General features: G+C 68.4%; 12 protein-coding genes and 3 tRNA genes. 7 read left to right on the forward strand and 8 right to left on the reverse strand.

Going from position 1 to position 20,316, the window contains the following annotated elements; all coding sequences use genetic code 11:
• Positions 1–22: 22 nt before the first annotated feature.
• Positions 23–400, forward strand: a complete 378-nt coding sequence (locus F8M74_RS02000) for a DUF1330 domain-containing protein (protein ID WP_141254368.1) — start codon at positions 23–25, stop codon at positions 398–400.
• 1 nt (position 401) lies between these two features.
• On the opposite strand, the gene F8M74_RS02005 is transcribed toward F8M74_RS02000, so the two are convergent.
• The gene (locus F8M74_RS02005) at positions 402–2,081 is read right to left on the reverse strand and encodes an amidase (protein ID WP_171410360.1); all 1,680 of its coding nucleotides are present in this window, start codon (positions 2,079–2,081) and stop codon (positions 402–404) included.
• Positions 2,082–2,159: 78 nt separating this feature from the next.
• Between F8M74_RS02005 and F8M74_RS02010 the strand changes: the two genes are divergently transcribed.
• The gene (locus F8M74_RS02010) at positions 2,160–3,218 is read left to right on the forward strand and encodes a patatin-like phospholipase family protein (protein ID WP_141254367.1); all 1,059 of its coding nucleotides are present in this window, start codon (positions 2,160–2,162) and stop codon (positions 3,216–3,218) included.
• 171 nt (positions 3,219–3,389) lie between these two features.
• Here the strand turns inward: F8M74_RS02010 and mepA are convergent, their stop codons facing one another.
• The 7 genes from mepA to murJ all read right to left on the reverse strand — a co-directional run bounded on the left by mepA (position 3,390) and on the right by murJ (position 14,863).
• Positions 3,390–8,732 (reverse strand): myxosortase-dependent M36 family metallopeptidase MepA, encoded by a 5,343-nt coding sequence (mepA, locus tag F8M74_RS02015; protein ID WP_141254366.1) that lies wholly within the window; start codon positions 8,730–8,732, stop codon positions 3,390–3,392.
• Between the two features lie 601 nt (positions 8,733–9,333).
• Positions 9,334–10,278 carry an aromatic alcohol reductase gene (locus F8M74_RS02020; protein WP_141254365.1) on the reverse strand — a complete coding sequence of 315 codons (945 nt, stop codon included), beginning with the start codon at positions 10,276–10,278 and terminating at the stop codon, positions 9,334–9,336.
• Between the two features lie 219 nt (positions 10,279–10,497).
• A tRNA-Met gene (locus F8M74_RS02025) sits at positions 10,498–10,571 on the reverse strand.
• Between the two features lie 65 nt (positions 10,572–10,636).
• Positions 10,637–10,710: transfer RNA gene (locus F8M74_RS02030), tRNA-Met, on the reverse strand.
• A gap of 67 nt (positions 10,711–10,777) precedes the next feature.
• Positions 10,778–10,851, reverse strand: a tRNA-Met gene (locus tag F8M74_RS02035).
• 101 nt (positions 10,852–10,952) lie between these two features.
• The gene (locus F8M74_RS02040; protein WP_141254364.1) at positions 10,953–12,893 is read right to left on the reverse strand and encodes a S1 RNA-binding domain-containing protein; all 1,941 of its coding nucleotides are present in this window, start codon (positions 12,891–12,893) and stop codon (positions 10,953–10,955) included.
• 272 nt (positions 12,894–13,165) lie between these two features.
• Positions 13,166–14,863, reverse strand: a complete 1,698-nt coding sequence (gene murJ / locus F8M74_RS02045; RefSeq protein ID WP_141254363.1) for a murein biosynthesis integral membrane protein MurJ — start codon at positions 14,861–14,863, stop codon at positions 13,166–13,168.
• A gap of 105 nt (positions 14,864–14,968) precedes the next feature.
• Here murJ and encB point away from each other — a divergent pair, with 105 nt between their 5' ends.
• From encB to F8M74_RS02070, 5 genes are all read left to right on the forward strand, one after another.
• On the forward strand, positions 14,969–15,445 hold the full coding sequence (gene encB, locus F8M74_RS02050; protein ID WP_163884311.1) for an encapsulin nanocompartment cargo protein EncB: 477 nt from the start codon (positions 14,969–14,971) through the stop codon (positions 15,443–15,445).
• A 46-nt stretch (positions 15,446–15,491) separates the two neighbouring features.
• Complete coding sequence (encA, locus tag F8M74_RS02055) at positions 15,492–16,355, forward strand: encapsulin nanocompartment shell protein EncA (RefSeq protein ID WP_141254361.1); 864 nt, start codon at positions 15,492–15,494, stop codon at positions 16,353–16,355.
• A 30-nt stretch (positions 16,356–16,385) separates the two neighbouring features.
• Positions 16,386–17,810: a sigma-54 dependent transcriptional regulator gene (locus F8M74_RS02060; protein ID WP_141254360.1), complete on the forward strand. Its 1,425-nt coding sequence runs from the start codon at positions 16,386–16,388 to the stop codon at positions 17,808–17,810.
• Entirely contained in the window at positions 17,758–18,924 is a 1,167-nt protein-coding gene (locus tag F8M74_RS02065) for a peptidoglycan DD-metalloendopeptidase family protein (RefSeq protein WP_141254359.1), read from the forward strand. The genes F8M74_RS02060 and F8M74_RS02065 overlap by 53 nt, the downstream gene beginning before the upstream one ends.
• A gap of 96 nt (positions 18,925–19,020) precedes the next feature.
• Positions 19,021–20,316 carry a hypothetical protein gene (locus tag F8M74_RS02070; RefSeq protein WP_141254358.1) on the forward strand — a complete coding sequence of 432 codons (1,296 nt, stop codon included), beginning with the start codon at positions 19,021–19,023 and terminating at the stop codon, positions 20,314–20,316.

The raw sequence follows: 20,316 nt of genomic DNA on the forward strand, positions 1-20,316 counted from the left end.
CATCCCGAACCGAGGAGGCACCATGGCCGTCGATCCTCAGCACACCGACGTTGAACGCTTCATGCAGGAGGATCCGGGAGGCCCCGTGGTCATCCTGAACCTGGTGCGCTTCAAGAAAGGCGGCCGCGCGTCCTATGAGGCCTATGCGAGCGCGGTGATGCCCTTCATCCAGAAGGTGGGCGCCCAGCCCCTCTACGCCGGAGACGGCTCCACGGCGCTGGTGGCCGATCCCGGACAGACGTGGGACGCGGTGCTCCTGGTCCGCTATCCCAGCCGCGCCGCCTTCCTACAGATGGTGGCGGACCCGGAGTACCAGCACATCGCGCACCTGCGCACGGAGGCACTCCAAGAAGCCGTGCTCCAGGCAACCACGCCCTGGGCCACGTCGCCGGAGCCCTGAGTCAGGGCGTCGCGGGCGGGCCTCCCGCGCCAGCGTGCACCCGCAGGTCCGCCGTCTCCGCGAAGGTGGGCGGGCGGCGGTGCTTCGACGCCTGTTCATAGGCGTAAGCCAGCTTCAAGAGGACGGGCTCGCTCCAGGCCCCGCCAATGAAGGACAGCCCCACGGGCAATCCGTACACGAACCCCGCGGGCACGGTGATGGAGGCGTAGCCGGATACAGCCGCGGGCGTGGAGCTGCTGCCCAGCCAGTGGTCACCGTTGATGGGGTCGATGAGTCCCACGGGCGCCTGCGTCGGCGCGACCAGCGCATCCAGCTTGTGCGTCTTCATCACCGCGTCCAGCCCCTGCGCGCGCGACAGACGGCGGCAAGCCTGGAGGGCCTTGAGATAGGCCTTGTCCGTCAGGGGCCCCTTGGCCTGAGCCATGTGGAAGAGCTCCTGGCCGAAGTACGGCAGCTCCGACGGCGCGTGCGCTTCGTTGTAGCGGATGAGCTCTGCGAGCGTGCGCGGGGCCTTCCCCTCCTCCAACGTCGCGAGGTAGGCCTCCAGCCCCGCCTTGAATTCGTAGAGGAGGACCTCCAGTTCGGGGGCGTCCACCTTCGCCGCCGCGGGAATCGGCGCCGGGTCCACGAGGATGGCGCCGCGGGACTTCATCAAGGCCAAGGCCTCCTCCACGAGCGCGTCGGTGGCCGGGTGGTAGCCGAAGAAGCGCTCCCGGGGCACGCCGATGCGAGCGCCCTTCAGCCCATCCACGTCGAGGAACCGGGTGTAGTCCGCATGGGCCTTGCCCCGGCTCGCCGCCGTCGCCGCGTCCGAAGGGTCCACGCCCGCGAGCACGCTCAACAGCGCCGCGGCATCCGCCACGGTGCGCGTCATGGGGCCGGCCGTGTCCTGGCTGTGGGAGATGGGAATGATGCCGGAGCGGCTCACCAGTCCCACCGTGGGCTTGAGCCCCACCAACGCGCTGGCCGCCGAGGGCGACACGATGGAGCCATCCGTCTCCGTGCCCACGGACACGGCGCAGAAGTTGGCCGCCGTGGCCGCGCCCGCCCCTGAACTGGAACCCGAAGGCGTCCTGTCGAGCGCATACGGATTGCGCGTCTGGCCACCCCGCGCGCTCCAGCCACTGGCCGAGCGCGTGGAGCGGAAGTTGGCCCACTCGCTCAGGTTCGTCTTGCCCAGGATGACCGCGCCCGCGGCTCGCAGGCGCTCCACGATGAACGCGTCCCGAGGCGGCCGCGCGCCCACCAACGCCAGGGAACCCGCCGTCGTCTGCATCTGGTCCGCGGTGGCGATGTTGTCCTTGAGGAGCACCGGGATGCCGTGCAGCGGGCCCCGGGGCCCCTTCTCGCGGCGCTCGTGGTCGAGCGCGGCGGCCGTGGCGAGCGCGTCCGGGTTCAGCTCGATGACCGAGCGCAGCGGCAGGCGCCCGCGCGAGTCCCAGTCAGCGATGCGCGCGAGGTAGCGCTCCGCGAGGCCTTGCGCTGTGAGCTCGCCTGCCTTCATCGCGGCCTGGAGGTCCACCACGGTGGCCTCGGCCAGTTCGAAGGGCCGCGCCGGCGTCGGGGCCGCATGGGCGGGGACATCCAGTGAGGCGAGCGCCGTGGCAGCGGCCGTTCCGCGCAGGAGGGTGCGGCGGCTGAGGCCCACCGGGGAGCCGGGAGAGGCTGCGGTTTTCTTCATGGTGGGGAGGCTACAGCACCCCGGCGGCACGCGAAGAGTCGCAACCCCGGTGGGGCTTCGTTAGCTTGGCGGGCCAATATGGCCTCCCACCTCACGCTCCTGGCCGGGCCGGACGCGCTCCGGCTCATTCGCGAACGAGGCTTGCGCGGAGACGACGTGGACGTCGTCCCCGGCGCCTCCGGCGGTCCGAAGTGGCTGGTCCTGGCAGGACTGGACCGGGCCCTCTTCGCCGGCCTCTTCCAGAACCGGTCGCGCCCCCTCCACCTCATCGGCAGTTCCATTGGAAGCTGGCGGCTCGCCTGCGTGGCCCAGAAGGACCCGGTGCTGGCCTTGCGCCGCTTCGAGGCGGCGTACATCGACCAACGCTATCCGCCCAAGCCCACGCCCACCCTGGTGAGCGAGACCTGCGAGCGCATCCTGGATGCGCTGCTGGGCGAGGACGGTGAAGCGGAGATTCTGGGCCACCCCTGGGCACGGCTGCATGTCGTCACCGCGCTGTGCCGGGGGGCGGTGGGAATGGAAGGCCCGCGGGCGCAGCTCCTCGGGCTCGTGCTCTGCGCCCTGGGCAACATGGTCAGCCGACGGACGCTGGGGCTCCACATGGAGCGCGTCATCTTCCACACGGCCGGCGACACCAGCCCCTTCGCCGGGCTCAAGGACCTGCCCTCCACCCACCTGCCACTGACGCGAGAGAACCTGCGCCTGGCCCTGCTGGCGTCAGGCTCCATCCCCCTGCTCTTCAGCGGCGTGCGTATTCCCGGCGCGCCCGCGGGCATGTTTCGCGACGGCGGCGTGGTCGACTACCACTTGGACCTGGACTTCGGCCCGGGCACGGGCCTGGTGCTGTACCCGCACTTCTACCCGTACGTGGTGCCGGGCTGGTTCGACAAGTCGCTGCGGTGGCGGCGGGCACGGCCCCAGAACTTCCGCAGGGCGCTGCTCATCGCCCCGTCTCCGGAGTTGGTGGCCCGCCTTCCTGGCGGCCGGATCCCGGACCGGGTCGACTTCGAACGGATGAAAGACGCCGAGCGCATGCGCGCCTGGAACCAGGTGGTCTCCGAGAGCGAGCGCATGGGCGACGAGTTGCACGAGCTGATGGCCACCGGACGCCTCGCGGAGCACGTGCGGCCCCTCTGAGGTCCTCGGCACCTCGGCCCGGAAAAGTCGACGGCCGGCCCCCTTGAATCCGGGAGCCGGCCGCCAGGAAGTTCATCTTCAGTCGGCGTTCCGCGACGCCTGGACACTCACTTCATCCGGGCCCCGCGGAGGCCTCCTCCCACCCGGAGGCAGGAGGAGGACCCGCGCGTCTCAGTTCAGACGACGGCGGCGCAGCAGGCCGAGCAGCGCCAGGCCGATCATGCCGACCGGAGCGCCCGCGCCCGTCGCGGAGCAGCCACCGCTGTCACCGCCGTTGCGGGCGGCGAACTGCACGGTGGTGCTGCTCTCGGCGCCCGCGGAGTCCTTCACCGTCAGGCGGAACGAGAACGACGCCGTCTTGTCGTCGAGGTCAGGCAGGTTGACGACCGCAACCGCCTGGTCCGCGCCGGAGATGGTCGCGTTCGGACCGGAGACCTGCGTCCAGCGGTACGTCAGCGCATCGCCGTTCGCGTCGCTGGAAGCCGAGCCGTCGAGCGTGGCCGACGTCTGGTTGCCAGAGAGCACCGCGCGAGCGGTCGCCACCGGCGCGACGTTCTCCTCGGTCACGCTGATGGACGTCACGTCGACGACAGTCGCCGTACCGTCGCTGACCATCAGGAGGAAGGTCAGCGGCTCGGAGGAGGCCGGGGCGGTGAACGTCGGCGTCAGCGAGGACGCGTCAGACAGCGTCACTGGCGTGCCGCCGATCTGCGTCCAGGCGATGACGAGCGTGTCACCGTCAGCGTCGGTCGCCGTGCCGTTGAGCGTCACGGTGGCGCCCTCCGCCACAATGGCCGACTCGCCCGCGTCCGCTTCCGGAGCAGTGTTGCTCGGGTTGGCACCTGGGTCCGCCGCCACGACGACGCGCACGACGTCGCTGGTGGTCGAGGTGCCGTCGCTGACCGTCAGGATGAAGCCCAGCGTGTCACCGTTGGCCGTGCTCGGCGCGGTGAACGACGGCGTCAGGGTGTCGGCACCCGTCAGGGTCACCGGCGTGCCACCGATCTGCTCCCAGTGGTACGTCAGCGTGTCACCCTCGGCGTCGCTCGCGGAGCCGCTGAGCGCCACGATGTCGCCGGCGTTCGCCGTGGCATCGATACCCGCGTTCACGGTCGGCGCAGAGTTCGCCGGCAGAGAACCATCGATGATGGTCACCGGCACCGCCTTGGAGGCAGAGGCCGAGCCGTCCGTCGCCGTCACGGTGAACTCGTACGAGCCCGGGACCGGGGTGGCGAAGGAGATGGCAGACGTGTCGGCGCCATTGATGGCGACCGTCGAACCACCCGTCTGCTCCCAGCTGTAGCTGAGCGCATCACCATCCGGGTCGACCGCGGAGGCCGTCACGGTGACAGTACCCGCGGCGAAGGCCACGGACGTGTCGGAGACGATGGGCGCGCGGTTCGCGTTGGTGACCGTCACGGTGACCGTGTCGTTCGCCGTGGCGATGCCGTCGCTGACCGTCAGACGGAAGACCAGCGGCTCATCCAGCGTGACCTCGGGCGCGATGAACGTCGCCGTCGGCGTGGTGTAGTCCTTCACTGCCACCGGCGTACCGGAGACCTGGGTCCACAGGTACGTGAGGGCATGGCCGTCCGCGTCGCTGGCGGAGCCGCTCAGCGTGTACTCAGCGCGCTCCTCGACGATGCCGTCGAGGCCCGCGTTCACGGTGGGCGGATTGTTGGGGAGCGCCACCGTCACGGTCACCGAGTCCGTGGACGTCTTGACGCCGTCGGAGACGGTCAGCGTGAACACCAGCGCGGTGGCCTCGGTGACCTGCGGCGCCGTGAACGACGGGTTCAGGGTGTTGGCACCCGCCAGGGTGACCGCGGGGCCAGACGTCTGTGCCCAGGTGAAGGTCACCGGCTGGCCTTCCGGATCGGCAGCCGAACCGTAGAGGTTCACCAGTTCACCGGGCGCGATGGACCGGTCCGGACCGGCGTTGGCGATGGGCCAGGAGTTCACACAGACGCCATCCTCAGCCGCGATGGTGGTGAACGGAGTGTTCGTGATGCCGTTGAACTCGAGGTCGTCCAGCAGCCAGCCCGTGTAGCCGCCGCTCATGTCCGTACCGACGCGGAAGCGGACCTGCACCGTCTTGCCGGCGTAGGCCGTGCCCAGGTCGATGGTCGCGGGGAGCATGCCCGGGAACTGAGGGTTGTAGCTGGACAGCGCGGGCTTGCCAGCCAGCGGGTTCAGGTTGCCTGCGTAGTTCTCAAGAACCGAGTTGTGGATCGGATCGCCGATGTCCACCCAGGTGTCGCCACCGTCCTCGGAGATTTCGACCGTGGCGCCGTCGTAGTCATCCTCGAAGTCCCAAGCGTGCATGAAGTTGATCACGAAGGGCTCGGTCGCGCTGACATTCAGCTCAGGCGAGATGAGGCGAACGTCGGCGAAGGAAGCGGTGTTCTCCGCGTAGAACGTGCGGTTGCCGTCCGCGAACGTGACCACGCTGAACGCGGCCGGGGTCAGGGCCTCGTCGTACTCGGTCTCCCAAGGCAGCTTGGACGGGGTGATCTGAACGTCCTCGATGTTGGAGGAGTTCGGACGCTCGTCGAAGTGCGTCGTGAGAATGATGCTGTCCGTGATGTCGCCGGGGAGCGCCTGGCCTGCATCACGCGCCGCGATGTCGATGGTCACGTCCTGCTGGCCCGTCGCGCCCGTGAGCGAGACCGGGATGGAGACCGTGGCCGTACCGAACACGGGGATGACCGGGAAGCTCGCCTGACCACCGTTGCCGAACTCGAGACCCGAGAAGGCGGAGGACAGGTTGACGCTGGAGGCGGACGCAGGCAGCGCGCCCGCGTTGCGCACGGTGACCTCGATGCGGCCCGTCTCACCGTTGTCCAGGATGCCGTCGAAGTCGCACGCGCCAGCCTCGATGTCGTCGAAGAACTCGGCCGACACGATCTGGATGGCCGAGCCGACCACGAAGCTCTCTACGACGCCGGCGTGGTTCGTGGAGTAGCGGTCCGGAGCCACGGCGCCGACGCCCGCGCCGCGCTTGGCGAAGGCCGTCCAGAACCGCTCGGCGTCCGCCGGGTCGTTGGCGTAGGCCGCCGCGATGACGGCGTCACGCGCCTCCAGGTACGTGGGGGCCGCCGGCGTGAGCTTGTACCCGTTCACCAGGTAGCTCTTCATCCGGTCCTGCGCCTCCTGGAACGGATGCGCGCGGAGCAGCGACGTGTAGCACTCCCACAGCATCGTCGCCCAGATCTCGCCGGAGTTGTGGACCTGCGAGTTCGGCTGACCCGTGTTGCCGTTGAACGGCACGCCCGTGGGCAGCGCCACGCCGTCCATGATGTGACGGAACGACAGCGCGTTCTTGGTCTGGTCCGACGAGTACGTGCCACGGCGGATACCGAAGAACTCGGAGTTCGCGTCCGCGCGCGTGGCGTAGCCCGCGGCGGCGTAGGCGCCGTTCCAGTTCGCGTTGGACGGGACGTTGATGTCCTCGGCGCGAACCATCATCAGCAGGGCGGTGAAGTCACCCCAGCCCTCGCCCATCGAGCGGCCCTGGTTGTTCACCAGACCGGACGAGTTCGCGACGAGGCGGTTGCTGATGTAGTGGCCCCACTCGTGCGCCACGATGGCGTTGTCGATGGTGCCGTCGATCCACGTGGTCGGGCCACGCCACAGGGTGACGTTGAGCGCCGGCAGGCCGCTGCGCAGCACGTTGCCATCATCCAGGTTCACGCGAAGCGTGGGGATGGTGATGGTGGTGGAGTCGCCGCCCAGGTCGATCGTGGGACCCGCGACGTTGTCGTGGATGATGACGCCGATGGCGCCCGCGTTCTGCGCGTTGGTCACCTTGATGACGAAGTCGCAGCTGCCGCGGTCGATGATGGCGATCTTGCCAGCGACCTCGGCCGCGTTGGTCAGCGCGGTGCAACCGTCACGGTCGGTCGGACCATTGGTGTTGGCCGCGTCCCGCGCCGCTACCGCGTCGCCGGTGACGTTGAAGGTCTGCGGACCGAAGGAGGAGGAGACGCCACCCTGGTAGTCACCCGCGACCTCCGCCGGAGCGTTCGCCGTCAGGCGCGAGTTGCGCGGCCCTGCGAACAGGTACATCTGCATGCGCGGCGACGCACCGTCCGCCGGCGTGAGCATGTTGGCGTTGTCGGTGCCGCTGTAGTCCTGCGCCTGCGCCTGCAGACGGTCACCACCCACGCCGCCACGCCCGAAGTTGTCATGCTGGGCGTTGCCGGAGGCCTCGTCGAAGCCGGCGTCGTAGTACCAGTCGTGGAGCCAGTTGTTCAGGAAGAACAGGCTCGTCGTCGCCGCGGCGATCTGCTCGTTGTTGGCGTTCGGCTGGATGCCGAAGTCGATGGTCCGGTCGAACACGCCCGGAGCCGTGACGGAAGCGCGGAGGTCGCCGGGGTTGAAGTAGTCCGGCGCGGTGAGGTCCGCGTACGCGTCGACGTTGTTACCCGTGGTCTCCGTCGCGCCGTCCGGCAGCCAGGGATCGTTCCGGCTGAACGGGAGGCTCTCGAGGGTAATCAGGTTCGCCGGAACGTACGGCGAGACGTAGCCGTCCGGGGTGCCGGTCGGGTGCGGCGTACCGCCGCTGCCGATCGGACCGTCGTGCGGGGTGTACGGCGGCGTCGTGTCCGAGAACACGCGGTAGCTGAACTCCGCGTGCGCCTTCAGGTCGTTGCGCATCAGCAACTGACCGTCGGTGGCGGAGATGACGTACGCGAAGTAGTCCGAGTCCACGCTGTTCGCGCGGCCCGTGTTGATCTCCACGTAGTACGCGGGGACCAGCTTGCCAGGCAGCGGGAAGTAGACCTGCTTCGCGCGGGCGGGGATGACAAACCCCTCCTCGAGCGGACGCGCGTAGCTGGCCAGCGTGAAGTGCGAGTACTTGTCGCCCTTCTTCGCGTCGCTCACGCGGGTGAGCAGGTTGCGGTCCAGCGCGGCGCCCGTGAGGTCCTTGTAGGCCACGGCGATCGCCTCGGTCGCGGGCACGGTGAAGCGCGCCTTGCCCTTGGGGATCTCCACGGAACCGTGCTTGGAGAGGCTGCCGGAGATGGCAACCACCTGGTTGTGCTTGTTCAGCAGCACCTTCAGCGACTGGCGGAAGACCTCGATTCCCGAGGACTCCTGGGCCAGCGTCACGACCTTCACGCCCTGCGTGTTGGTGCTGACGTTGGTGACCGTCGCGCCCGCGGCCTCAAACGAAGCGAGACCGTAGAGAGGAGCGTGGGCAGAAATCTGCGCCAGCGCCGCCTTGGCGGGAGACATCTTCGCGTACTCGCCACGGAGCTTCGTCTGCTCCGAGGTCGGGTGCGTCCAGATAAACGTCGGGGAACCGGTCAGCGAGTCCTTGTGGGCGACCCGCGCCCCCTTCAGGCTGCTGTTGACCGGCTTGAATCCCGCGGTGGCACGACCCGCGGGCTTCGCGTCCTGGAGTGCATCATAGTTCGGCAGCGTCCGGGCGACGGAACTGGTACCGGACAGTACCAGGGCAAGCCCGGACAGCGTGGCAACCAACCTTCTCACGTGGGGAAACTCCATTTACGACGGCGGGGGTGGCCGCCTTCCTTACAGCCTGGGTCCAAGGTTCCGGCCCCATCGCCGAAACTCCCAGTCACGGTCAGAAGGCGACCAAGTGACAGATTGTCACCTGGCGGAGAGATTAGTGCCCGATCGGATGTAAGTTAAAAGGCGACACACGCTTTTTTTCCAACGGAGCGCAGAATTCCGCAATTACGGCAGGTTGCGTCGAACATGGGGGAGCCATGAGCACGGGTTATGGAGGCGCAGGCGTTTGGGGAGTGGTGTTTTGGGCACTTGTGCTTGGCGCTACTGGGTGTCTAGGCACCGCGGAACGCCCGTTCCCGCGTGCCGAAGCCACCATGGACCCGGGTAACGCGACACCTGAGTCCATGTCGCGCGGCAACGGAGGCGCGAAAGACTCAGGAAGCGCGACGCAATCCGCCTCCGAGGAGAAAAACAGCACGGCCACATCCCGTGGCTGCCCCTGGGGACATCTGCGCTGCTGTGATGATCAGTGCGCGCCCGCGACGCAGTGCGCCCTGCTGGCGTGCGACCCAAGCCCGCAGCGCACCGCCACCGAGACGCGCTGACTCCACCGAGTGTCCGCGATGCTCGCGGGCTACGGCTGTGAAGCGAGTGGCAACGTCGCCCGCGCGGATGTCGACACCATCCACCGTGCTTCAAGGAAGTCGCGCAGCGTCATAGGCCGGAGCCGCGGGTACTCGGCATTTGCCGGATCGCGCAGTCTCCCCTTCCCCGCAAGCTGCGAGAGCAGACTCAGCTCCGCTGAAGACACCTGGACGGACACGCCTTCGGGCCGCGCGCGCACGAGCTGCCGGCGAAGGTCCTCCACACTTCCCCTGCACAGGCGGCGCAGGCGCTGACCGGTCAGCGCTTCGTACAGGGCGGCCACGTCATTCACCGTCGCCACGTCCCCCACGAACTCCAGCCGTCGGCCCGCGGCGTGAGGATCCACCACCACCTCCGCCACCCATCGCGCCGCATCCGTCATCGCGGTGACGTCGAAGGGCTCGTCTCCCGTGCCCCAGTACGAGACAACGCCGTGCTCGAAGTCGAACACCTGCGCCTGCGGCGACAGCGCCGTCTCCATGAACGCGCCGCATAGGACGAAGGTGTGCGGCACGCCGCTCTTCACCACTGCGTCCGCGACACGGCGGTGCGCATCCATGAAGGCGCCACCCGCGTCCGCGTCGGTGTAGTCCAGCGAGTAGTCCGAAGGGATGAAGCGGATGACGCCATGCCGCCGCGCGGAGTCCAGCAACCGGAGTTGCCCCTCCACTTGAACCTCGGGTGGTCCGCTCACGGCGGAGACCACCGCGTCCACGCCCTCCAAGGCCGAATCGAGCGAGCGCATGTCATCCAGCGTCCCGCTCACCAACGTCACCCCATGCTCCGCCAGGCGAACCAGCGCGTCGCTGCGCGTGCCCGGACGCACCAACACGTGCAGATGGATGCCGGGACGCGCCAGCAGCGCCGACGCCAACCTGCCGCCAAAACGCCCCGTACCTCCGACCAGCAGGACATGCGTGATGTCGGCGTCCATGGACTCCTCCTCGTCGTTGTCGGCGGCGTGAGCCGCGCATCACCGGTGGGGGCAATCCCCTACGAGGAAGATGGACCGTGGTGCCGGGTACGCCTTCACCAGCGAACACAACGCGCTCGGCTGGACGCAGGACAGCCGTGCCGGAGGACGGTCGCCGTGTCGAGACGCACAAAAGAAATCGGCCCGGCCATTCCATGAGAATGACCGGGCCGACCTGAGTTGCGGGGGCAGGATTTGAACCTGCGACCTTCGGGTTATGAGCCCGACGAGCTACCAGGCTGCTCCACCCCGCGACATGTTTGGGTTCAGCTACTCGAAACCTGACTGTCACTCCAATCAGAATTCGAGGTGCAACGAGTTGCGGGGGCAGGATTTGAACCTGCGACCTTCGGGTTATGAGCCCGACGAGCTACCAGGCTGCTCCACCCCGCGACATGTCTTGAGACTCAACTACTCAAAACCTGACTGCGATTCCAATCAAGCTTCGAAGAACAGCAAATTGCGGGGGCAGGATTTGAACCTGCGACCTTCGGGTTATGAGCCCGACGAGCTACCAGGCTGCTCCACCCCGCGGTAGAGAGAGGCGAGGCGGTAAGTACCGTCCCTCGCCTGTACCGTCAACACCTTTCTCCAGCGCTGACCACATCAACGAAATCAGCGCTGGAGACAGGGAATTACTTGCGCGCCTTGCTGAGCAGATCCGCGAAGGTGCCGAAGCCCTTCTTGCCCGCGCCCTGCGGCTGCTGCGTCTTCTGCCAGGCCTCCACCTCGGCGCGCTCCTCCGCGCGGATGGCGGCGGTGACGGACAGGCGGATCTTCCCGGACGCGTCGATGTCCAGGATGGCCACCTTCACCTCCTGGCCCAGCGAGTAGTGCTTGCGCAGGTCGGTGCCACGCTCGGTGCCCGTCTCGCTCGCGGGCAGCAAGCCCTTGCCGCCCGGGAACGCGAGGAAGACGCCGTACGGCTCGATGCGGTCCACCTTGCCCACGACGACCTGGCCCACCTTGGGACGGGGCGCGGCGGGCTGCGCCGGAGCGGCCGCCTCCGCGGCGGGCGCCGTACGCTCCTCGGGAGGACGCTGCGCCTCTTCCTCGGAGATGCGGCGCAGGCCGATGCGCTTCTCCTGCGTGTCGATCTTCTCCACCGACACCCAGACGGTCTCCCCTTCCTTCACCACGTCGCGCGGATGCGCGATGCGGCGGTCGCTCAGCGCGGAGATGTGGACCAGACCGTCCACGCCCGGACGCAGCTCCACGAAGGCGCCGAACTGCTGCAGGCGGACGACCTTGCCCTGGAGGCGGTCGCCTTCCTTGATTTCGGACAGCGCCTTCTGGAACGGATCCTCCTGGCGCGAGCGCATGGACAGCGTGATGCGCTCCTTCTGCTTGGACTTGTCCGGCGAGTTGGGCTGGCCGGCCTCCATGCGGAGGATCTCGACCTCGACGTCGTCGCCGACCTTCACCACGTCGCTCGGGTGACCGACGCGGGTGTACGAAAGCTCGGAGACGGGAATCATGCCCTCCACGCCGCCCAGGTCCACGAACACGCCGAAGTCGCGCACGCCGGTGACCTTGCCCTTGACGATCTTGCCCTGGGCCAGGTTCTTGCGCGTCTCCGCGGCCAGCTGCCGCTGCTCGTCCTCCAGCAGCGCGCGGCGCGACAGCACCACGTTGCGCTCGCGGACCTCGCTCACGCGGAACTGGAGCTTCTCGCCGATGAACTGGTCCGGCTTCTCCACGTAGCGCAGGTCCAGCTGGCTGATGGGGCAGAACGCGCGGATGTCACCGATGGCGACCTCCACACCGCCCTTGTTCACGCTCAGCACCAGGCCTTCGACGGGCATGCCGGAAGCGCGGGCCTCGGCCAGCAGGGCCAGGTTCGCGCTGCCCTTGGCCAGCGCGCGGCTGAGCAGGATGCCCTTGGCCCCCACCTCCACCACGTGCGCGTCGATGGTGTCACCCACGCCGAAGCGCAGGATGCCCTCGTCGTCCTTCAGCTCGCGAAGCTCGATCATCGCCTCGCTCTTGGCCGCGCCTTCCACGGACACGAACGCGGTGTCCGCGCCGAGCTGGAAGATGGTGCCACGGACCTTCTCGCCCACGCGCAGGCCCTTGCGGCTCGGCGTCCCACCCTCCTTGGCCTGCGCCTCGAACATCTCGGCGAAGGACTGGGCCTCGGGGACTTCCTCATACAGCGCGCTGGTCGGCGCCGGCGTCGGCGTGACCGGACGCGGCGTGGGGGCCGGCGTCGCCGCGGAGGATTCGGCGGCAGCGGTCGTCTCCTCGGCCGTCGCGGTCGCCGCGGCGGGAGCATCCCCCACCGGGCCGCGCGTCTCGATGGCACCCGACGCCCGCTTCACGACGACCATGGGGCCCGACGGACGACGGTCGCCTCCGCCACGGCGCTCGCCCCCGCCACGGGGCCCCCGCTCGTCGCGCGGCGAACCACCCGCCGGACGCGGCTGGGCCTCGCGCTCACCACGGCCACTGCCGCTGCGCTCGCCTCCTCGGCCACCGCCACGCTGTTCGCCCCGACCGCCCTCGCTGCGAGCTCCCCCGGAAGGGATGCCGAGCATCACGTCACCGAAGGTGGCCTTCGGCTTCTTGGGACCCATCCCGCCAGAATTGGAACCGTTCTTCTCGTCGCTCACTGCGAGACCTTCCTGAAGCGAATTCGACCCTGGCTTCCCGAGAAGCTGGGCCCCGGTGAAAAAGGCGGCGCACTCTACACGCGCGCCATGTCCGGAGGAAGCCAGATGACGCACATGTCTTTGACGCCAACGCTCCGTCCATAACGGAGGCACCCCGTCCGAGCATCCCGGATCCGATGATTGCAACGCCAAATAGCGGCCGTTCGGCAAGCAGGGAGCCAAGCAATCCCGGGTGGTTAGCGCACCAGACGCAGCTTCCGCCCCACCTTGCGCAACACCGCTCCCGCCTCCGGGATGCCCAGGGCCGCGGACATCCCGAAATAAACAGCACCGAACGGGAGCGCCACCGCTGCGAAGCCCAGAACAGGGTGCAGGCGCGGCGGCATCAGGACGCCCCCCCCCCACTCCGCCGTCACGCCGGGCATCGGCCCGAGCAGCGAGGTAAGGCCCACCTTGATGCCCACCGCCACCAATCCAGCCACCACCGCGGCGCCCCACAAGCGAGGCAGCAGTCCAGACGGGACGCCGACCGGCCCGAGCTGCTTCACCAGCTTGCGGCGCAGCAGTCCCGCCTCCAGCCAGGCCACCAGGCCGCTGGCCAGGGTGAGGCCCAACGCGCCCAGGTGCTGCGGCACACCCAGCCATCCCGGCAGCCGCAGGCCCAGCACCCATGCGCCCAGGGTGCCCACCAGCACGCGCACCACCGCGAAGCGCAGCGGCGTCTTCGGATCCTTCAGAGCATAGAAGGCGGAGGCATAGAGGCGGCCCACCGTGGAGGCCACCAACCCCAGCGCCGCCCCCATGAGCAGGTACCAGAGGTAGCGCGAGTCCGCCGCATCGAAGCGCCCCGTCTGCAGCAACGCCGCCGCCACCATGTCCCCCAGGAAGAGGAAGGCCGCCGCCGACGGGACGACCCAGAAGCAGATGCGGCGTGCGCCTCCGTCGATGCGTTGGCGCAACCTGGCGGCCACGTCCGCACCCTCCCCCGTGGCGCGCGACATCTCCGGCAGCTCCGCCGCGGACACCGCCATCCCAAAGAGGCTCACCGGGATGAGGTAGATGGTCTGCGCGTAGAGCAGCGAGGACAGCGCGCGATTGGAGATGAGTGACGCGAAGGCCGTGTCCACCCAGGCGCTGAACTGGACCACACCGCGCCCCAGCACGACCGGCCCGAAGTTCTTCAGCACCTGCCGCACGGGCTCGGCCGCCAGCGACAGCGTCGGGCGGAAGCGGCCCATCAACTTGAGGACGGAGGGCACCTGCACCGCGAACTGGAGGAAGCTGCCCAGCACCACGGCGTAGGCCAACACCGAAACCAACGCCTCTTCCTCGTAGCGGCCTCCCGCGGCCACCAACGCGGCGATGATGACCACATTCCAGACGACGGGCGCCAGGTACGAAAGGAGGAAGCGCCGGTGGCTGTTGAGGATGCCCAGGCACCAGGCGCTCAGCACCAGCATGCCTGTGCCGGGGAAGAGGATGCGCACCAGGTGGACGGCCAGCTCCCGCTCCTGTCCCTGGAAGCCGGGCGCGATGGCATCCACCAGCAGCGGGGTGAACACCATGCCCAGCGCCACCACCACCGCAGTGACCAGGGACAGGATGCCGAAGACGGCGCCCGCGACCCGGTCCGCCGTCTCCGTGTCCTTGCGCCCCAAGAGCTGCGCGTAGACGGGAATGAACGAGCCGGAGAGGACGCCCTCGCCGAACAGGTTCTGCAGGAAGTTGGGAATGCGCAGCGCCGCCTTGAAGACGGCCGCGACCTCCGAATTACCCAGGTAGTGGGCGAAGACCCGCTCGCGCACCAGGCCCATCAGCCGGGAAGCAAGGATGCCAGCCGCTACCAGCGCGGCGCCACCTCCTGAGCGCTCGGGACGAGGAGGCGCAACCGGCGCAATCGGCGGGGGCGGAGACTCGGGCGAGGACGTGGTCACGAGAGCGGCGGACTCTACGCGGGCCGTTCGGTGTCATGAAGCCCGAAACCCCGTCCCCCTGTTTCGCTTGACGCCGAACCCCCTGGATTGCAAGGGTCCACTCCAATGGCCGGCCCTCCCGACAGTGACTTGGACGACGTGGCGCGCATCCGCCTCGTGCTGGCACGTGAGCTGGAGACGATCAACGAGTACGAAGCCTACGCTCGTGCCTCCTCGAACCCCGAGGTCCGCGCGTTCTTCCAGCACCTGGCCGCCGAGGAGAAGGAGCACGTCTCCGAGGCCGTCCACATGCTTCGCATGTTGGACAGTGGTCAGAACGACCACTTCGCCAAGCCCTTCGTCCCCGGTCATTTCCAGGCCGCTGAGGCCCCCGCCCCCGCCACCGTCCATGTGCCCGCACCGGACGGCCCGGCTTTCTCCGTCAACGGCCGCAACGGCCGGCTCCCCTCCGAGCCGCCAACGTCCCTGCCGCCCCAGCGGCTGCTGTACGGCCTGCCCGCGCCGCCGCCCGCCGTGGAGTCACACCCGCTCACCGTGGGTTCGTTGCGCCGGGGTGGCGGTGGTTCCGGCAGCGGTCGCTGAAGCTCTCTTCCCCCTTCTCTAGTCGATGCCTCTGGAGCCACATTTCATGCCTGACTTCCTTGGACATGCCGAGAACCCGCTCCGCGAAGAGGAGTGGGCGCGTCTGAACGAGACTGTCATCCAGGTCGCCCGGCGTTCGCTGGTGGGCCGGCGCATCCTGGACATCTACGGGCCGCTGGGCGCCGGGGTGCAGACGGTTCCCTACGACGAGTTCCAGGGCGTTTCACCCGGCGCCGTGGACATCGTCGGCGAGCAGGAGACCGCGATGGTCTTCACCGATGCTCGCAAGTTCAAGACCATCCCCATCATCTACAAGGACTTCCTGCTGCACTGGCGCGACATCGAGGCCGCGCGCACGCACAACATGCCGCTGGACGTGTCGGCCGCCGCCGGCGCCGCCGCGCTGTGCGCGCAGCAGGAAGACGAACTCATCTTCTACGGTGACGCGCGCCTGGGCTACGAAGGCCTGATGACGGCCAACGGCCGGCTCACGGTGCCGCTGGGTGACTGGACGTCGCCGGGTGGCGGTTTCCAGGCCATCGTCGAGGCCTCGCGCAAGCTCAACGAGCAGGGCCACTTCGGCCCCTACGCCGTCGTCCTGTCGCCGCGGCTGTACTCGCAGCTGCACCGCATCTACGAGAAGACGGGCGTACTGGAGATTGAGACCATCCGCCAACTCGCGTCGGACGGCGTCTACCAGTCCAACCGCCTGCGCGGGGACTCCGGCGTGGTGGTGTCCACCGGCCGGGAGAACATGGACCTCGCGGTGTCCATGGACATGGTGGCGGCGTACCTGGGCGCGTCGCGGATGAACCACCCGTTCCGCGTTCTGGAGGCGCTGCTGCTGCGCATCAAGCACCCGGACGCCATCTGCACCCTGGAGGGCGCCGGCGCCACGGAACGTCGCTAGTTCCGGTCGCCCGCGGTCACGACTTCCACCATGGCCAAGGTCCTGGTCATCGACGACGAGGCGAACCTCCGCAAGGTGCTCGCCGCGATGCTGCGCCGGGACGGCTTCGACGTCACCGTTGCGGAGAACGGCGAGCAAGGGCTCGCCGAGTTCCACAAGAACGGCGCGGACATCGTGGTGACGGACCTGGTGATGCCCAAGGTGGGCGGCATGGAGGTGCTCGGCACCATCCGCGCCGCCAACCCGGACGTCCCTGTCATCATCATCACCGCGCATGGCACGGTGGACTCCGCCGTGGACGCCATCAAGGCGGGCGCGTTCGACTACATCACCAAGCCCTTTGATCAAGCGGAGCTGTCCTCCGTCGTCGCCAAGGCCGCGAAGACGAACGAGAGCGCCCGCCGCTCCGTGCGCCCGGACGTGAAGGCACGCGCGGCCATCATCGGCGACTCGTCGACGATCCAAGAGGTCTACAAGATCATCGACAAGGTGGCGGACACGCCGTCCACGGTGCTCATCACCGGGGAGAGCGGCACCGGCAAAGAGCTCATCGCCACTGCGTTGCACGGGGCCTCCAGCCGCCGCGACAAGCCGTTCATCAAGATCAACTGCGCCGCCATTCCCCACACGCTGCTGGAGAGCGAGCTCTTCGGCTACGAGCGAGGGGCCTTCACCGGCGCCGTCACGTCCAAGCCCGGCCGCTTCGAGCTGGCCGACGAAGGCACCCTCTTCCTGGACGAGATCGGCGAGATTCCGGTGGAGATGCAGGTGAAGCTGCTGCGCGCGATCCAGGAGGGCGAGTTCGAGCGCGTGGGCGGCATCAAGACGACGCGCGTGGACGTGCGGCTCGTGGCCGCCACCAACCGCGACCTCCAGGCGGAGATTGAAGCCGGCCGCTTCCGCAAGGACCTCTACTACCGCCTGGCGGTGGTCCCCATCTCCCTGCCCGCCCTGCGCGAGCGCCGCAGCGACATCCCCATGCTCGCCCGGCACTTCGTGGAGAAGTACAACCGGCGCCTCAACAAGAAGATTGAAGGCATCGCCGACGACGCCATGGCCCTGCTCCAGGGCTACGCGTGGCCGGGCAACATCCGCGAGCTGGAGAACCTCATCGAGCGTGTGCTCCTGTTCGCGGACGGGCCTCTCATCACCGCCCGCGACCTGCCGGAGCCGGTCCGCCAGGGAACGAGCGTCCATGCGGGCGCCAACCTTGCCAGCGCGGTGGCCTCCATCGACGTTCCCACGGGGGAAGTCGGCCTGAAGGACATCGTCCGGATGAAGGCCGCCGAGCTCGAGCGGGACCTCATCGTGAAGAAGCTCGAGGAGACGGGTGGCAACGTCACCCGGGCCGCTCGGTTGCTTCAAATCAGCCGCAAGTCACTCCAGACGAAGATGAAGGAGTTTGGCTTGCGCGACACCACACCAGACGGGCAGGAAGACGGCCCGGACGAATAGACCGCGAAGAGGCGGAATTCCGCTTCGCGCGCGTCGGTTCCGGGCCCGCCCACCCATTCCAACTCAGGGAGCTTGTATGCGGCCGAACCTTCCCACACTCGGTGCCCCTCCGAAGCGCAGTCCCTTCGGCACGGTGGTCGCCGTGTCACTCATCCTCGGCGGTGCCGCCGGCGGCGTGTGGTGGTGGAAGCAGCGGATGGTTCAGGCGACGGAAGAGTCCGCGGCGCAGATGCCCAACGCAGTCCCCGACGCGGGCGCCGTCGCCGCGGCGCCCACGCCGGCGCCCGTGGCCACGGACCCGGTGAAGGCCGCAGGCCTGGAGCGCGTATCGGTGAGCATCAACGGCCCCCTGGAGACCGCGCTCGTCAACGCCGCTGGCTCGGACGTGGGTCCGGCGCTGGCGCAAGTGGTGACGCGCACCCTGGTGTGGTGGGTCTCCGTGCCCGGGGAGATTCTCCGCGGTGACACGCTGGAGGTGCTCTACCAGCGCCGCACCAACGAGGAGCCCCTGGTGCACGCGGTGCGCTTCACCAGCGCCAAGCTGGGCAAGACGATGAGCGCGTACCGCTACCAGGCCAACGGCGAGCCCAATGCCCGGTACTACCTGTCTGGCGGCGACGAGCTGGAGCTGAGACTGGAGCGCTCCCCCATCGACGACTACGAGCAGGTGACGTCCCTGCTTCGCGACGGCCGCAAGCACAAGGGCGTGGACTTCCGCACCCCGGTCGGCACGCCTATCAAGGCCCCCTTCAACGGCGTGGTGAAGCGGAAGAACTGGAACTTCAGCAGCAACGGCAACTGCATCGAGCTGGTGGAGTCGGGCGGCAAGGGGCGCCGCGCGCTCTTCCTCCACCTGGACGAGGTGGACAAAAGCGTCAAGCCGGGCACCCGGTTCTCCGTGGGGCAAGTCATCGCCAAGAGCGGCAACACGGGCCGCAGCTTCGCCCCCCACCTCCACTACCAGCTCATGACGCAGGATGACCGGGTGCTGGACCCCTACGACCAGCACAAGACCTACCGCCGCTCACTGGCCGCGCAACACCGGTCGGGTTTCGAGGCGGAGATGCGCCGCATGGACGGGTTGCTGAGCGCGTCCGTGGTGGCCGGCAAGTAAAAGCCACCCGTTTCTTGACACTCCTTCGACGGCACGGCTAGCTGGAAGCCCCCCGGGCTTGCCGGAAGGCCGGGGAGATTTGCCGTCGGAGGTCGGATGCACAGGCTTCGCGTCGTACTTGCCGCGCTGACGCTGGGCGCGCCGTTCGCCGCCACCGCGGCGGACATCACCCGGATTGCGTCGTCGCTCGAGGAGGACGACCCGTTCGATCTCTTCATCGACGTCGGCTTCGAGCGCACACAGAACCGCGCGAAGATCGTCCGCGAGCAGCTGGCCCCCGCCGGGCAACCGGGGGGCCGCGTGGATGCGTCGGAGCTCTGGTACAAGGGCGTGGACGCCCGGCTCAACCTGGAGCTGTCCGTCGGGCTCTACAGGGACCTGGAGTTCTCCTTCGCCCTGCCCGTCGTCTTCTCGCAGAACGAGCGTTGGGACTTCACGTCCAACTCGTCGTCCGAGACGTCCACCATCACCAACAACTGCCTGAACGCCAACGGCTCCGTCATCCCGGGCTGTCTGGAGGGCTCGGCACCTGGCAGCGCCCTGTTCGGCGTACCGCAGGAGAGCTTCCGCGGCGGCCTGGGCAACATGCGCTTCGGCCTGGCCTACGCCTTCTTCAACCAGGAGAAGGACGAGACGAAGCCCACCTGGATTGTCGGCCTGGAGTACGAGGCCCCCACCGCGAAGCTGCGTGACGCGGCCGCGGACACCACCAACTCGGACAGCCGCGGCAACATCGGCGACCGCGTCCACAAGTACCAGCTCTACACGGCCTTCTCGCGCCGCATCGGCGCGGCCGAACCGTACTTCAAGGCGCACTACACCATCCCCGTGCGCGGTCCGGGCGCCTACTCCAATTGCGCCCAGAAGGACTCCAACCCGGACAACCTGGGCGCCCCAGACAACTGCTTCCAGGGGCCGTGGAACCGCAAGGAGACGGGCATCAACGCCCCGCACACCGCGGGCATGCTCTTCGGCGTGGAACTGGTGCCCTTCAACCGGCCGGCAAAGTCGCAGCGCTTCGCCCTGGACGTCCGAGGCATCGGCAACTACGTGGGCAGCGGCCGCTACTACAACGAGCTGAGCGCCGCCCTGCGCAAGCTGCTCACCTCCGAGGACTACTTCCAGGTGGGTGGCATGCTGGGCGTCACCGCGAACCCGTCGAAGGCCTTCCAGATTCGCGCCTCCGGCACGTTCCTCTACAACACCAACCACGCCCTCACCGCCGAGGAGCCGGGGCGTGACGTGAACAACGACGGCGGCGTGGACCTGCAGCCCGGCTCGCCCGAGCTCAACCCCAACTTCGACTGGCGCTATGACCTGGTGTCTCGCCGCTTCCGCGCGGTGGAGAGCACCACGTTCCGCTTCGACCTGAGCGCCACGTTCAGCTTCTAG

The organism is Myxococcus sp. CA023, from assembly GCF_010998615.1.
Taxonomy (GTDB): domain Bacteria; phylum Myxococcota; class Myxococcia; order Myxococcales; family Myxococcaceae; genus Myxococcus.